Origin of the sequence: Streptomyces sp. NBC_00876 (genome assembly GCF_045207435.1) — a bacterium.
GTDB lineage: Bacteria > Actinomycetota > Actinomycetes > Streptomycetales > Streptomycetaceae > Streptomyces.
Map to the genome: position 1 here is coordinate 841,071 of NZ_CP108800.1, position 14,128 is coordinate 855,198.

12 protein-coding genes are annotated in these 14,128 nt (G+C 72.4%); 7 read left to right on the top strand and 5 right to left on the bottom strand.

Annotated features, from left to right (window positions below):
- Position 1 precedes the first annotated feature (1 nt).
- Positions 2-931 carry a carbohydrate ABC transporter permease gene (locus tag OG782_RS03670; RefSeq protein WP_406447941.1) on the bottom strand — a complete coding sequence of 310 codons (930 nt, stop codon included), beginning with the start codon at positions 929-931 and terminating at the stop codon, positions 2-4.
- Positions 932-933: 2 nt separating this feature from the next.
- On the bottom strand, positions 934-2,178 hold the full coding sequence (locus tag OG782_RS03675; protein WP_406458820.1) for an ABC transporter substrate-binding protein: 1,245 nt from the start codon (positions 2,176-2,178) through the stop codon (positions 934-936).
- A 338-nt stretch (positions 2,179-2,516) separates the two neighbouring features.
- Here OG782_RS03675 and OG782_RS03680 point away from each other — a divergent pair, with 338 nt between their 5' ends.
- Together OG782_RS03680 and OG782_RS03685 are read left to right on the top strand one after the other, a co-directional pair.
- Positions 2,517-3,452 carry a substrate-binding domain-containing protein gene (locus OG782_RS03680; RefSeq protein WP_406447942.1) on the top strand — a complete coding sequence of 312 codons (936 nt, stop codon included), beginning with the start codon at positions 2,517-2,519 and terminating at the stop codon, positions 3,450-3,452.
- A gap of 234 nt (positions 3,453-3,686) precedes the next feature.
- The gene (locus OG782_RS03685) at positions 3,687-4,775 is read left to right on the top strand and encodes a WD40/YVTN/BNR-like repeat-containing protein (protein WP_406447943.1); all 1,089 of its coding nucleotides are present in this window, start codon (positions 3,687-3,689) and stop codon (positions 4,773-4,775) included.
- Positions 4,776-4,894: 119 nt separating this feature from the next.
- On the opposite strand, the gene OG782_RS03690 is transcribed toward OG782_RS03685, so the two are convergent.
- Positions 4,895-5,572: a uracil-DNA glycosylase gene (locus tag OG782_RS03690; protein WP_406447944.1), complete on the bottom strand. Its 678-nt coding sequence runs from the start codon at positions 5,570-5,572 to the stop codon at positions 4,895-4,897.
- A gap of 226 nt (positions 5,573-5,798) precedes the next feature.
- Between OG782_RS03690 and OG782_RS03695 the strand changes: the two genes are divergently transcribed.
- Both OG782_RS03695 and OG782_RS03700 read left to right on the top strand, forming a co-directional pair.
- Entirely contained in the window at positions 5,799-6,836 is a 1,038-nt protein-coding gene (locus OG782_RS03695; RefSeq protein ID WP_406447945.1) for an N-acetylglucosamine kinase, read from the top strand.
- A 112-nt stretch (positions 6,837-6,948) separates the two neighbouring features.
- Complete coding sequence (locus OG782_RS03700) at positions 6,949-7,872, top strand: sirohydrochlorin chelatase (protein WP_406447946.1); 924 nt, start codon at positions 6,949-6,951, stop codon at positions 7,870-7,872.
- A 129-nt stretch (positions 7,873-8,001) separates the two neighbouring features.
- Here OG782_RS03700 and OG782_RS03705 read toward each other — a convergent pair whose 3' ends face one another.
- Together OG782_RS03705 and OG782_RS03710 are read right to left on the bottom strand one after the other, a co-directional pair.
- Positions 8,002-9,072 (bottom strand): lactonase family protein, encoded by a 1,071-nt coding sequence (locus OG782_RS03705; protein WP_406447947.1) that lies wholly within the window; start codon positions 9,070-9,072, stop codon positions 8,002-8,004.
- 243 nt (positions 9,073-9,315) lie between these two features.
- The gene (locus OG782_RS03710; RefSeq protein WP_406447948.1) at positions 9,316-10,827 is read right to left on the bottom strand and encodes an FUSC family protein; all 1,512 of its coding nucleotides are present in this window, start codon (positions 10,825-10,827) and stop codon (positions 9,316-9,318) included.
- 359 nt (positions 10,828-11,186) lie between these two features.
- Between OG782_RS03710 and OG782_RS03715 the strand changes: the two genes are divergently transcribed.
- The 3 genes from OG782_RS03715 to OG782_RS03725 all read left to right on the top strand — a co-directional run bounded on the left by OG782_RS03715 (position 11,187) and on the right by OG782_RS03725 (position 14,126).
- On the top strand, positions 11,187-11,621 hold the full coding sequence (locus OG782_RS03715; RefSeq protein ID WP_406447949.1) for a hypothetical protein: 435 nt from the start codon (positions 11,187-11,189) through the stop codon (positions 11,619-11,621).
- Positions 11,622-11,748: 127 nt separating this feature from the next.
- Positions 11,749-12,852 (top strand): PLP-dependent cysteine synthase family protein, encoded by a 1,104-nt coding sequence (locus OG782_RS03720; RefSeq protein ID WP_406447950.1) that lies wholly within the window; start codon positions 11,749-11,751, stop codon positions 12,850-12,852.
- Positions 12,849-14,126: an MFS transporter gene (locus OG782_RS03725; protein WP_406447951.1), complete on the top strand. Its 1,278-nt coding sequence runs from the start codon at positions 12,849-12,851 to the stop codon at positions 14,124-14,126. Before OG782_RS03720 ends, OG782_RS03725 begins: the two co-directional genes overlap by 4 nt.
- The last annotated feature ends 2 nt before the right edge of the window (positions 14,127-14,128 follow it).

Here is a 14,128-nt window from a genome sequence, read left to right on the forward strand (position 1 = left end):
GTCACATACCTTCCCGGGTGGACCGCATGTTCCCGAAGCCGCTGAAGCGGACCAGGATCAGCGAGAGGGCGGTGGCCACCACGACCAGGGCCGTGGCGATCGCCGCGGCGTAGCCGAGGTCGTAGGTCTGGAAACCGGTCCGGTACATCAGGTACGGCAGCACGGTGGTGTCCGTGCCGGGACCGCCCTTGGTCATGATCAGCACGGTGTCGAAGTAGGTCAGCGAGCCGACGATCATCAGGACCGACGAGGTCGTGAGGGTGTTGCGCAGCTGCGGCAGGGTGATGTGGAGGAACTGCCGGAGCATGCCCGCTCCGTCGATCTCCGCCGCCTGGTACAGGACCTGGGGGATCTGCCGGGTGCCGCCCTGGTAGATCAGGGTGTGGAAGGGCATGAACTGCCAGCCGCCGACGAACGCCACGGTGAGCAGCGCGCCGGTGGACGAACCCATGACGTTCGGGTCGATGCCGAACCAGGGCCCGATCGTCCGGATCACGCCGAAGTTGGGGTCGAGCAGCGCGTGGAAGAGCATCGCGATGGCCGTGGTGGAGAGCAGCAGCGGAATGAAGAAGACCGCGCAGAGCACGGCCCGGCTGCGCTGCCTGCCCGCCGCCCAGACGCCGAGCAGCAGGGCCACGGGAGTCTGGAAGAGCCAGCTGATCGTGGTGAGCAGCAGGCTGAGCCAGGCGGCCTGGCGGAACTCCGGGTCCTTGAACAGGCGGGTCCAGTTGTCCGTGCCGATGGGCGTCGGGGAGTTCAGCCCGTCCCAGTGGCAGAAGGAGAGGCAGACGGCGATCGCCAGCGGGACGATCGCGAACAGGGCGAAGAAGAGGATGCCGGGCAGGGCCCAGCCGACCGGGGGGCGGCCGGCGTTTCCGGCGGCCGCCTTCCTTCCTCCGCGCACCTTTCTGTACGAAGAGACGTGGGACATGTCTACTTGACGGCCTTCATCGCGGCGACGAACTGCTCGGGCGTGGACTTGCCGGCGAACAGCTTGCTGATCTCGGTGAGCAGCGGGGTGGCGTACTGCGACTCCAGCGCCTGGTCCCAGGAGAGCGTGAAGTCCGGCGCCTTCCGGACCATCGTGTACTGGTCGGTGGCGAACTGCGGGTTGGGCGAAGTGCTCAGCATCGAGGCGGCGTTCGAGGTGGTCGGGACGTCTCCGTTGTCGACGAGGGCCTTGCTGTAGGACTTCGCGGCCATGGCCTTCAGAAACGCTATGGCGGCGTCCTTGTGCTTGGTCCGTGCGTTGACCGACCAGTAGTTGGTGGGGTTGCCCACCACGTTCGCCGCGTCACCGACGCCGCCTGCCACCGTCGGGAACGGCGCCCAGCCGAGGTCCTTCTCGGCGAACCCGGGCGCCTTGCCCAGCTGGGTGGAGTACTCCCACGAACCCATCAGGTGCATGGCGGCCTTGCCCTTGTTGAGCAGGGCGGGCGCGCCTCCGTTGCCGTAGTCGACGGAGGTGAAGTTCTTGCCGAAGGCACCGTCGTCGACGAGCTGTTTGACGGTCTGCGCCGTCTTGAGCACGGCCGGGTCGCCCCAGCCGGAGGTGTCGCCGCTCTGGATCCTCCGGAAGACGTCGGGGCCGCCGATCCGGTCGAGGAGGTACTCCATCCACATCAGCTCGGGCCACTTGTCGGAGCCGCCGAGGGCGAACGGGGTGATGCCCTTTCCCTTGAAGGTGGTGATGGCCTTCTGCAGGTCCTCCCAGGTCTTGGGGGCCTCGAGCTCGTTCTCGGCGAAGAGGGTCTTGTTGTAGAAGAGCATCACGGGCTGCATGCCGCGCATCGGGATGCCGTAGGTCTTCCCGTCGAGGCCGCCGGCGGCGACGATCGAGGGCAGGAAGCCGTCTCTGAGCGTCGCGTCGTTCTTCACCGTCGACGTGAGGTCGACCAGCTGGCCGGCGTCGGCGTACGGCTTGATGGAGCCGCCGCCCCAGTTGAAGAAGATGTCGGGGGCGCTCGGGGAGCCCATGGCGCTGCGGAGCTTGTTGACGTAGTCGGTGCCGGGGACGGGGACGAGCTCGACCTTGACGTCGGAGGTCTTGTTGAACTCCTTCACCGCGGCTTGCTGAACCTTCACGGCGTCGTCGCCGTAGACATACGCGGTGAGGGTCGCGCCGTCCTTGCTGTCGCCGTCGGATCCGCAGCCTGCCAGCAGACCGGCCATGACCATGGCGGCACCGGCCGCGGTCCATCTCGTCGTACGTGAGCCCTGAGTGAAATTACCCGACCGCATGACCGCACCTCTGTCGAATGTTTCGGTACTGCTTCCGAATGTTGCCGGAACCGTACGGTCGCGTTTCGGGTGCGTCAAGGGGGTGGGACGAGGTAGCCGGCCGGGCCCGACCGGAACCTTGCCCGCCGTGCGCGGGAAGCTACGATCCCTTCATGAGCCCCGCAAACGTCCAGTCACCTCAGGAGAGTGCGCCGGCCGGCGAATCGTCGGACGGCACTGCCACCCTGGCGGAAATCGCCCGAGCGGCCGGAGTCTCGGCTCCGACAGTTTCGAAAGTGCTGAACGGGCGTGCCGATGTCGCCCCGGGTACGCGCGCCAAGGTGGAGGAGCTGCTGCTGCTGCACGGCTACCGCCGCAGGCGCGGCTCCACCACCCAGTCGCAACTGATCGACCTGGTCTTCCACGAGCTGGACAGCGCCTGGGCCATGGAGGTCGTCCGCGGGGTGGAGAACGTCGCCCGCGAGGAGGGCCTGAGCCTGGTGCTCTCCGAGAGCGCCGGGCGCCTCACCCCCGGGCAGACCTGGGTCGACGGCGTGCTGGCCCGCCGCCCGGTCGGGGTGATCCTCGTACTCTCGGACCTCACCGCCGCCCAGCGCGCCCAGCTGACCAGCCGCAGCATCCCGTACGCGGTGGTGGACCCGGCGGGAGACCCGGGCGACGACGTCCCGTCGGTCGGGACGACGAACTGGCAGGGCGGCCTGGCCGCCACCCGCCACCTCACGGGCCTGGGGCATCGCCGCATCGGGGTCATCAGCGGTCCCTCGCGCATGATGTGCAGCCGGGCCCGGGTGGACGGCTACCGGGCCGCCCTGGAGACCGCCGGCCTGCCGATCGACCCCGGCCTGGTCCGCGAGGGCGAGTTCCACCACGAGTCCGGCTACACCGCGGGCCTGGAGCTGCTGCGTCTGCCCGACCGGCCGACGGCGATCTTCGCCGGCAACGATCTCCAGGCGCTCGGTGTGTACGAGGCCGCGCGCGAACTGGGACTGCGCATCCCGGAGGACCTCAGCGTCGTCGGTTTCGACGACCTGCCGCTCACCCGGTGGATCGGACCGCCGCTGACCACGGTGCGCCAGCCGCTCATCGAGATGGCCGAGACCGCGGCCCGCCTGGTCCTCGACCTCGGGCGTGGCCGGCAGCCGGCGACCACACGCGTCGACCTGGCGACCAGCCTGGTGGTGCGCAGCAGCACGTCCGCGCCCGGGCACTGAGCCGGATCTTCGCGCCCGCGGCCGGCCGCGGGCGGCGTCGCCCGGCAGGAGAACTCCCACCTGCCTCAAGGCGCCCCGGTTCGGCGCGGCCCGCCGCACGAGCGCTCTCCGGACTCGGAGTGCCGCCGCCCGCCGCCGAAGCGGCAGTGTCCGGAGCCGTCCTGCGCGCCGCTGTCAGTGCCCGGGTGCAGACTGGCCCGTATCCGGCACAACGGCGTTTCGGGAGGTTCGGTCATGACCGATGTTCTGCTCACCGTCGGCACCCGCAAGGGGCTCTTCATCGGCCGCAGGCGAGGTGGTACGTGGGAGTTCGACAGCCCGCATTTCAACGCGCAGGCGATCTACTCGGTCGCCATCGACACCCGCGGGAAGGCTCCCCGGCTGCTGGTGGGCGGCGACAGCGCGCACTGGGGCCCCTCCGTCTTCCACTCCGACGACCTGGGGGCGAGCTGGGTGGAACCGCGGCAGCCGGCCGTGAAGTTCCCGGAGTTCACCGGGACGTCCCTGGAGCGGGTCTGGCAGCTGCATCCGGCGGGCCCCGAGGCGCCCGGTGTGGTGTACGCGGGCACCGAGCCGGCCGCGCTGTTCCGTTCGCGGGACGGCGGGGAGTCGTTCGAGATCGTGCGCCCGCTCTGGGAGCATCCGACGCGCTCGAAGTGGGTGCCGGGCGGGGGCGGCGAGGGACTGCACACGGTCCTGACCGATGAGAGGGACGCGCAGGCCGTGACGGTCGCGGTCTCCACCGCCGGGGTGTTCCGGACCGCCGACGGCGGCGAGAGCTGGGCCCCGGCCAACAAGGGGGTGTCGGCCGTCTTCCTGCCCGACCCCGACCCGGAGTTCGGCCAGTGCGTCCACAAGGTGAGCCGGGACGCGGTCGACCCCGACCGGCTCTACCTCCAGAACCACTGGGGTGTGTTCCGCAGCGACAACGGCGGGGACGACTGGACGGACATCGGCGCGGGCCTGCCCTCCGACTTCGGATTCGCCGTCGCCGCGCACCCGCACCGCGCGGACACCGCGTACCTCTTCCCGATCAACGCGGACGCCGACCGGGTGCCTGCCGGGCACCGCTGCCGGGTGTTCCGGACAACGGACGCGGGCAACAGCTGGGAGCCCCTGTCGGCAGGTCTGCCCGCCGGAGCGCATTACGGCACGGTGCTGCGGGACGCGCTGTGCACGGACGACGCGGATCCGGCCGGCGTGTACTTCGGCAACCGCAACGGCGAGGTGTACGCGAGCGCCGACGACGGGGACAGCTGGCAGCAGCTCGCCTCGCATCTGCCGGACGTCCTGTGCGTCCGGGCGGCCGCCGTCGACGGGTGACCGGTGGCGTGGCAACCGCGATGAGGTGACGGACGGCGCCGCCGGGACCGCCCACCGGGGTCCGCGCCGAGGGCACGTACGCGGTCGTGCGGGCCGCGTGGTGGGCGCCCCGCCCCCGCCTACGGCAGGCGCCAGTCCACCGGCTGGGCTCCCTGGCGGACCAGGAGTTCATTGGTGCGGCTGAAGGGGCGCGAGCCGAAGAAGCCGCCGTCCGCCGACATGGGGGACGGATGGGCGGACTCGATCGCCGGGTAGTCGCCCAGTGACGGCCGCAGATTGCGGGCGTCACGGCCCCACAGGACCGATACCAGCGGGGTGCCCCGCGCGACCAGTGCCCGGATGGCCTGCTCGGTGACCTCTTCCCAGCCCTTGCCGCGATGGGCGGCGGGCTTGCGGGGCGCCGTCGTGAGCGCCCTGTTCAACAGCAGAACGCCCTGCCGCGTCCACGGGGTCAGATCACCGTTCGACGGGCGCGGCAGCCCCAGGTCCGTGTTCAGCTCGCGGTAGATGTTCTCCAGGCTGCCGGGCAGCCGGCGGACGTCCGGTGCGACCGCGAAGCTCAGCCCGATGGCCATACCCGGCGTGGGGTAGGGGTCCTGACCCACGATCAGCACACGCACCTCGTCGAAGGGCTGCTGAAAGGCGCGCAGGACGTTCGCCCCGGACGGGAGATAGGTGCGGCCTGCCGCGACCTCCGCGCGCAGGAAGTCCCCCATCTCGGCAACGCGCCCCGCCACGGGGGCCAGCGCCTGAGCCCAGCCGGGCTCCACAACTTCGTTCAACGGTCGTGCTGTCACGAGGCATCACCCTACCGGCGCAGCGCCGGCACTCCCGCGCCGCCCGCATCGAAGCGTCCGGCCGGGGAGACGGGCGCATGGGGCCGCCTCCCGGACCGGTCCGCGTCTGCGTGCGCGTCACCGGAGTTGGCGGGCGAGCGGCGGTGCCGGGACCTCCGGCCGGGCCGGCCGGCGCCCGGGATAGGGTGCTGCCGTCCTACCCCTTCTTCCGCACTGGAGCCGGTCCATGACGTCACGCAGGCATGAGCCTGGGGAGTACGTCCTCGCGGTGGACTCGGGCGGTTCCGGACTGAGGGTGGCGCTGGGCACCGTGGACGGGGACGCCCCCCTGGCCACCGCGGCAGCGGCCGAGCCGGTCCGTACCGGACCCGCCGGCATCGACGCCGCACATCTGCTGGAACTGCTGCTGCCCGCCGCCCGGCACCTGCTCGCCGGGCGCGGCGACGCCACCGTCGTCGCCGCGGCGCTCGGTGCGGCGGGCATGGCCACACTCGGCGATCAGCTGCGCGCCGAGCTGCCTGCGGCCCTGGCCGCTGCGCTCGGTGTGCGCCGGCTGGCACTCGCCGCCGACGCGGTGACCGCGTACGCCGGAGCCGTCGGGCAGCGGCCCGGCGCCGTGGTGGCTGCCGGGACCGGTCTGATCGCACTGGGCACCGATCTGACGCAGTGGCGGCGGGCCGACGGCTGGGGCCATCTGCTGGGCGACAGCGGCGGCGGTGCCTGGATCGGGCGGGCCGGACTCGATGCGGCGATGCGCGCGCACGACGGGCGACGCGGTGGCTCCGCGGCTCTGCTGTCCCGGCTGGAGGCGGTGTTCGGCCCGGCGCAGGAACTGCCCGGCCTGCTCTATCCGCGTACCGACCGGCCCGCGGTCCTGGCCTCGTTCGCGCCCGAGGTGGCCGCGTGCGCGGCGCACGATCCGGTCGCCGGGGCAATTCTCCGCGATGCCGCCGAACATATCGCCGAGGCCGCCGCCGCGGTGTGCCCGGCGGCCGGGCTTGACGGCGCGGAGTACGAAGTGGCGCTGACGGGCGGCCTGTTCCGGATGGGCGACCCGCTGCTCGTACCACTGCGCGAGAAGCTGGCGCAGCGGCTGCCGCACGCTCGGGCGGTCCCCGGTTCGGGTGATCCCCTGACCGGTGCGCTGCGCATCGCGCAGGCGCTGGCCACCGGGGGCCTGCGGCTGCCGCACCACCCGACGCTGCTCTGCGTTCCGGTGCCGTCGCCGGTGTCCGCGCCGGAGAAGGGCCACGACCAGGGGTGACAGAGCAGGGCGGTTGACCTGTATGCCGCCGATCGGATAAATGCGGACAGACGACGCTCGACCGGACCCTCCCCGAGCAGTGGGGTACCCAAAACCAGTAGCATGCGGCGCCATGAGCACCCCCACTGGGCCCGCTTCCGGCCTGCCTGTACGAATGCCGCGACCTCGCCAGTCCGGACGGCACCGCCGCCCGGAGCCCGTGGTCGCACCTGAGGGCGCTGCCGCGCTCGTTCTCGCCGTTCCCGGTACCCCCTCCCCGGCCAGCCGCAGTCTGGCCGAAGAGGTGATCAGCATTGCCCGCTCCGAGCTGCCCGGTCTGAACGCCCTGATCGGTTACCTCGACGGCGACGATGCCGAGTACCCCACTATCGCCTCCGTGGTCGCGCACTCCGCCGCCGAGCGCATCGCGCGCTTCGAGCAGGCGCAGGCCGTCGGCCGCGAGGTCTCCGAGCCGCAGGGCCCGGCCGCCGTCGTGGTGCCGCTGCTCGCGGGGCCGGACAGCGCGCTGATGCAGCGGATACGCCATGCGATCGCGGACAGCCAGGCCCCGGCCGAGCTGACCGACGTGCTCGGCCCGCACCCGCTGCTCGCCGAGGCGCTGCACGTGCGCCTCTCCGAGGCCGGTCTCGCCCGCGCGGACCGCGCCAGGCTGTTCACGGTGGCCACGGCCGCCGACGGCATCGTGCTGGCCACGGTGGGCGGCGAGGAGGCAGTGCAGGCTGCGGGGATCACCGGCATGCTGCTGGCCGCGCGGCTCGCGGTGCCGGTGATGGCCGCCGCGCTCGATGTCGAGGGTTCGGTCGCCTCGATCGCCGAGCAGCTCAAGGACTCCGGCTCGCTCCAGCTGGCGGTGGCGCCGTACCTGGTGGGCCCGGAGGTGGCCGACGGTCTGCTGGACGCCGCCGCGAAGGAGGCGGGCTGCGCGAGCGCCGAGCCGCTGGGCGCGTACCCGGCGATCGGCAAGCTGGTGCTGTCGATGTACACCACGACGCTCGGTATCGCTCCCCCGGTGGCGCAGGGAGCACAGGCCCACTGATCCGTTCCGCCGGGCGACCGGCGGGGTCCGGTGTGCCGTCCGGCGCGGTCGGGAGAAACGGGTGACCGTATCTCCCGGCCGCGCCGGACGCATGCCCTCGCCCGCGAAGCGGTTCGCGGGCGAGGGTCCTCAGGCGAAGATCACGCAGGAGGGCGCAGGGGTCTCCAGGGAGCCCTCCGGCCGGGGGATGCCCGTCTGCGGGTCCACGGCGAACCAGCTGATGTTCCCGGACCGCTCATTGGCCGCGTACAGCCGTCGGCCGGCGGGGTCGAGCGCGAGGTCGCGCGGCCAGTGCCCGCCGCAGCTCACGGTCGTGACCAGGGACACCTGTTCACCGGTGGCGTCGAGGGCGAGCACGGAGATGCTGTCGTGCCCGCGGTTGGCCACCCACAGGAACCGGCCGTCGTGCGCGGGAACGACCTCGGAGGCGTAGCTCTCCCCAGCCGTGCCGCCGATCGCCTCCGCAGGCAGTACGGGCGCCTCCCCGGCCGGTTCCAGGACCCCGGTGGCGGCGTCCCACCGGCACACGGTGAGCGTGGGCTCCAGCTCGTTCAGCACATAGGCGTGGGTCCCCGCGGGGTGGAACGCGAGATGGCGCGGACCGGTGCCGGGCCGCAGCGCGGTCTCACCGTGCAGGCGCAGCTCCCCGGTGGCCGGGTCGAGCGCGCAGATCCGTACCGAATCGGTGCCGAGGTCGACGCTGAGCACCCAGTTCCCCGACGGGTCGGGGAGGACCTGGTGGGCGTGCGGACCCTCCTGGCGGGAGGCGACCGGTCCGCTGCCCTCGTGGGCCAGTACGCTGCCGGCCGGGCCGAGCGAACCGTCCTCGAGCACGGGCAGGACGCTCACACTGCCGGAACCGTAGTTGGCGGTGACCACGTGCCCCCTCGCGAGGGCGAGGTGGGTGGGGCCGTCACCGTCCACCGAGCGGGTCTCCCCGAGGGGCTGCGGTATGTCGTGGGTGATGTCCAGGGCGGCGGCCGCCCCCTGTTCCCTCTCGCTGACCGCGTAGAGAACCGCGCCGCCGGGACCGGCTCCCCGGCCGAGCGCGAGGTAGGAGGGATCGGGTACCACGTCCGTCGTGCCGAGGACGGTGAGCGCCCCGGTCTCCTCGTCCACGGCGGCGGCGGTGATACCCCGTCCGCCCGCCGAGGTGAACGACCCGATGAATGCCCGTCCGGCACCGTTGCTGCTGTCCACCGCACTGCCTCTCTCCGCCGACTGATCGCGGCAGCGGCGGCCGTCGCGATCTTCCGCGGCGACGGTAGCAGTGCCCCTGTGTGGTCTGGACCAGGGGTGCGGTCAGGAGGCGGGAAAAAGGGGCGCACGGGGCGGGCCGTGCAGGTGGGCGAGGGCGGGTTCCGTCGTCGCCACGTGCGCCGGGAGGCCGCCGTCACGGAGGGGTCTGGGCCGGGGTGAGGCGCGGCCGCCCCCGCGCGACGGTCAGGCGCCGGCCGGGATCCGATAAGGCCTCCGCAGGGGCACGGCCAGTTCGATCAGGGCCCTCTCCAGCGCGTGGAGGTGGGCGAGCACCGGTTCGGCGCCCGCCGGCTCCGCAGCCACCGCACTGTCGGTCCGGAGTTCCCGCCCGACGGCCGGCGCTTCGGTGAGGGCCTCGACGGCGGCCTCCACCCGCCAGCAGGCCGCGGCGAGCCGGATGTCGTGCGAGGCCTCCGGGTCGGCGGCGACGGAGGCCAGGCCGCGCACCTCGCGGGCGCAGTCGTCGAGGAGCGCGAGCACGTGCCGCGCCCGTTGCTTGCGGGCCTTCACCGGGTTGAGGGGATGCACCAGCGGCGCGAGCGACAGGCGCACCCGGCCGAGGATCGCCTCCAGTTCGGCAACGCTCCGGGGCGGGTCGGCGTCCTCGCTCCCCGCGAGCCGGGCGGCGGCCTCCGCCGTGCACGTGTGCACGCACCGCAGCGCCCGCTCCACCCACGCCTCGGTCACCGAGTGCGTGGTTACCGGCAGCACGAACAGCACCGCCAGTACGGCGCCGAGCGCACCGGCCGTCGTCTCGGTCACCCGCAGCATGAGCAGACCCGCGTCGAGGACGCCGAGCAGCCCGTACAGCATGCTCGCCATCACGGTCACGGCCAGCATCATCCACGTGTAGGAGACAGCGGCGGTGTAGAAGATCCCGAACACGCTCAGCGCCACGACCACAGCGGCCACGACGGGCTCGTGGTGCAGCGGCACGGCCACGGCGAAGCCCAGGCCGATCCCGAGGACCGTCCCCAGGAATCGCCGGAACCCGCGCACGACGGTCTCGCCCCGCGAGGTCGTGGCCACGAATACCCACCAGGTGGCGCCGACCGCCCAGTACCAGCGCTGATCGGAGAGCATCTGCCCCACCGCGAGCGCGAATCCCGCCCCGAACACCGCTTGCACGGCCTGCCGCGTCGTGATCCGTCCGAACCCTGCCGCTCCGGCGGGGAGGGCGACCGCCACGGGGGCCGCGAGCCGCCGCTCGTAGCACCACACCCCGAACCGCACCACCGACGAAGCGATGAGCGACAGCAGCACTGCCGTGTACAGCTCGGGCAGCTGTCCGGGCACGGTGTGCAGAAACTGGGCCGAGAAATAGGCCATGAAGCCGAACACACCCAGCGAGTGCCCACGAGGTCCCCACCGCCGCGCGTACACCCCCGCCCCGACGACAGCGAGAAACGCCAGGTCGCGCGCGATGGGCACATCGTGCAGCACGGCGGCGAGCGTGAGTACCGGGAGACCGACGACGGGGAGGAGCGCGGTCGTGACGGCCTGCCCGCGCACCGTCGGGTCGGTCACCGTGAACAGCGCGAGCAGCGCGGCCAGGCCTCCGGTGATGGCCGCCGCCAACGAGTGCCCGGCCGCCCCGCACAGCACGACGGCGAGCCCGATGCCGAGTACGGCCCGGGACGCGAACCGCAGCCGGATCCGCCCCGGATCGTGTGCGATGAACGCCCTCTTCAGCAAGTCGCCCCGCCCCTTTCACGCATTGCACCAGCGCAGACATGAGAAAGGCGCCGTGGAGATCCCCAGGGGGGACCCGCAGCGCCATTGATAGATCCATCTCAGCATCAAGAGGGCTAATGGTTCAACTCGGACCCGACCCTGTAGGCCAATGGCCCAGGATTACGCCACCTCGCCCGGCCACAGAAGGGCCAACGGACCAGCCGGACACCCGGCCGCTGCCGCTGCCGCTCCTGCGCAGCTGACACAGCAGGGGCTTCCCGGCCGGCGAGGCGGCAGGTCGCGCGACTGCCGGGATCGCACTGCCCCGACCAACCCTGCCGCGATGTGACTTTGAGTGGTCGTCAGGATACTTTGTGTGCATGACCGGTGCGGCGTCGCTCTCCTCAGCGCATCGCCGTGTGCGGGACGGCGGCGTGCTCGTCATCCTGATCTGGGTGGCGTTCCACCTGCTGGCCTGCGTGCACAGCCACGGGCCGGCGTTCGCCAGTCAGCACCATCAGCCCAATACGCTCTCCGTGGCTGCCTTCGCCGCGCCCGGTGGCGGGACAGCCGGCGGGGCCACGGCCTCTCCCCCTCAGCGCGCACCGTGCTGCCCCGAGACCGGCGACCACGCAGTCGACCGGGTCCGCAGCGACGCACCCTCCCCGCCGGTACTCGGCGGCGCACTCCTGACGGACGCCCGGCCCGACGTGGCCGACGCCGGGCTGACCGGTGCCGGTGCTGCCCGAGCCCCCGGCCAGGGGGCGGCCGGCGGCCGCTGCATTCTCACGGCCCTGTGTGTGGCGCGGACCTGACCGGTCCCGCGCAGCCGCTTTCCGTCACGCCGGACGGCGTGACGGAAAGCGGCTGCGCGTCCGCGCCGTTATCCGCCGATACCCCGCGCCTGCTTCTGCGGCCGGGGCGAGGAGCCGTGACACCTTCATGAACCCCCTTGCGTACAACCCTGCCCCCACCTCGGCCAGTGGCCCGTCCGGCCTGGTCGGCAACACTCCGGTCCTGCGGATCGGCGAACCCTTCGCCGGCGAAGGACGCGGCTTCTGGGCCAAGCTCGAAGGCGCCAACCCCGGCGGCATCAAGGACCGCCCCGGCCTTCACATGGTCGCCCGGGCCAAAGCCCGTGGGGACCTGGCCGACGGTGCGGCGATCGTCGAATCCTCCAGCGGCACCCTGGGGCTCGGGCTGGCCCTGGCCGGCATCGCCTACGGGCACCCGGTGACCGTCGTCACCGACCCCGGCCTCGAACCCGTGATCCGCCGGGCCCTGACCGCCTACGGCGCCCGCGTCGAACTCGTCACCACCGCTCATCCGGTGGGCGGCTGGCAGCAGGCCCGGCGCGAGAAGGTGGCCGAGCTGCTCGCCGAGCATCCGGGCGCCTGGTGCCCGGACCAGTACAACAACCCCGACAACACCGCCGCCTACGCACCGCTGGCCGCCGAACTCATCGCCCAGCTGGGCCGCATCGACGTCCTGGTCGCCTCCGTCGGCACCGGCGGCCACTCCGCGGGAATCTCGGCCGCACTGCGCCGGACGTTCCCCGACCTGGCGCTGATCGGTGTGGACGCGACCGGCTCGACGATCTTCGGACAGCCGGCGCGGCAGCGCCTCATGCGCGGGCTCGGCTCCAGCATCCACCCGGGCAACGTCGCCCATGACGCGTTCACCGAGGTCCATTGGGTCGCCCCCGCCGAAGCGGTGTGGGCGTGCCGCGCCCTGGCCCGCCGCCACTACGCCTCGGGCGGGTGGAGTGTGGGGGCGGTCGCGCTGGTCGCCGGATGGGCTGCACGTACCTGGCCGGCAGGATCGCGGATCGCAGCGGTCTTCCCCGACGGCCCCCACCGCTACCTCGACACCATCTACAACGACGGCTGGTGCCGGGGCCACCACCTGCTGGACGGTCCCGTACCGCGCGAGCCCGACGAGATCACCGACCCCGGCGAACGGGCTGTCGTGTCCTGGACGCGCTGCACCACCGTCACCGATCCGGTTGCGGCTGCCGACCACGTCGCGCTCGCGGGTGCACGGTGAGGCGGCTGCGCGCCCAGGTGCGCTCGTTCGAACCGGGCCTTCAGCTGCTGATGGTCAACCAGTTCGGCATCAATCTCGGCTTCTACATGCTCATGCCCTATCTCGCCGACCATCTCGCCCACGGTCTGGGCCTCGCCGCCTGGGCCGTCGGCCTGGTGCTGGGCGTACGCAACCTGTCCCAGCAGGGGATGTTCTGGCTCGGCGGAACGCTGGCCGACCGGATCGGCTACAAGCCGATGATCCTGGCCGGATGTGCCCTGCGAACGGGAGCGTTCGCGCTGCTGGCCCTCGCCGGCTCCCTGCCCGCCCTGATCATCGCCTCCGCGGCCACCGGATTCGCCGGGGCGCTGTTCAACCCGGCTGTGCGCGCCTACCTCGCAGACGGAGCCGGCGAGCGCCGGGTCGAGGCGTTCGCCTGCTTCAACGTCTTCTACCAGGCGGGCATCCTGCTCGGCCCACTCGCCGGGCTGGCCCTGCTCACCCTCGACTTCCGATGGGTGTGCGCCGTCTCGGCGGCCGTGTTCGCGGTGCTGGCGGTGGTCCAGGCCCGGGCCCTGCCCGCCCGCCGTCCGGTGCCTGACGCGCAGCGCACGAGCGGGTGGCGGGGCGTCGCCGCGGACTGGCGCGCCATCGGCCGCAACCGGCCCTTCGTCCTGTTCTCCGCCGCGATGGCCGGCTCCTACCTGCTGGCCTTCCAGACCTACCTCGCCCTGCCGCTGCAGGCCCGCACCCTCCTTGGAGACTCCGGCGGCACCGCGATGGGCGTGGTCTTCGCCGTCTCCGCCCTCGTCGCGGTCGCAGGCCAGCTGCGGCTCACCGACTGGGCCCGCACACGGCTGGATCCGCCGAAAGCCATCGCCATCGGTCTGCTCGTGATGGGGGCCGCCTTCCTGCCGCTGCTGCCCGGCCCCCATCACTCCGTGCACGGGGTCGCCGCGGTAGTCGGTCTCGCCGGTCTGGCACTCTGCGCGGCATTGCTGGCTGCCGGCTCGGCGCTGCTCTACCCGTTCGAGATGGACACCCTGGTCCGGCTCTCGGGTGAACGGCTGGTCGCGACGTACTACGGTGCCTACAGCACCGCGGCCGGCATCGCCGTCGCCGGCGGAAACCTCGCCGTGGGCGCCCTGTTCGACCTCGCCGCCCGCACGGACACCCCCTGGCTGCCCTGGACCGCACTGACCGCACTCGGGCTCGGCTGCGCCGCCGCCCTGGCCGGCCTGCGCCGTACCGGACAGCTCCGCCCCGCTCCTGCCGCAGCACCGGCCCTGTCCTGAGA

Bases quoted from the DNA above. Each gene is read 5' to 3' on its own strand.
- OG782_RS03670 (WP_406447941.1), bottom strand. From the start codon at position 931: ATGTCCCACGTCTCTTCGTACAGAAAGGTGCGCGGAGGAAGGAAGGCG.
- OG782_RS03675 (WP_406458820.1), bottom strand. From the start codon at position 2,178: ATGGTCATGGCCGGTCTGCTGGCAGGCTGCGGATCCGACGGCGACAGC.
- OG782_RS03685 (WP_406447943.1), top strand. From the start codon at position 3,687: ATGACCGATGTTCTGCTCACCGTCGGCACCCGCAAGGGGCTCTTCATC.
- OG782_RS03695 (WP_406447945.1), top strand. From the start codon at position 5,799: ATGACGTCACGCAGGCATGAGCCTGGGGAGTACGTCCTCGCGGTGGAC.
- OG782_RS03700 (WP_406447946.1), top strand. From the start codon at position 6,949: ATGAGCACCCCCACTGGGCCCGCTTCCGGCCTGCCTGTACGAATGCCG.
- OG782_RS03715 (WP_406447949.1), top strand. From the start codon at position 11,187: ATGACCGGTGCGGCGTCGCTCTCCTCAGCGCATCGCCGTGTGCGGGAC.
- OG782_RS03720 (WP_406447950.1), top strand. From the start codon at position 11,749: ATGAACCCCCTTGCGTACAACCCTGCCCCCACCTCGGCCAGTGGCCCG.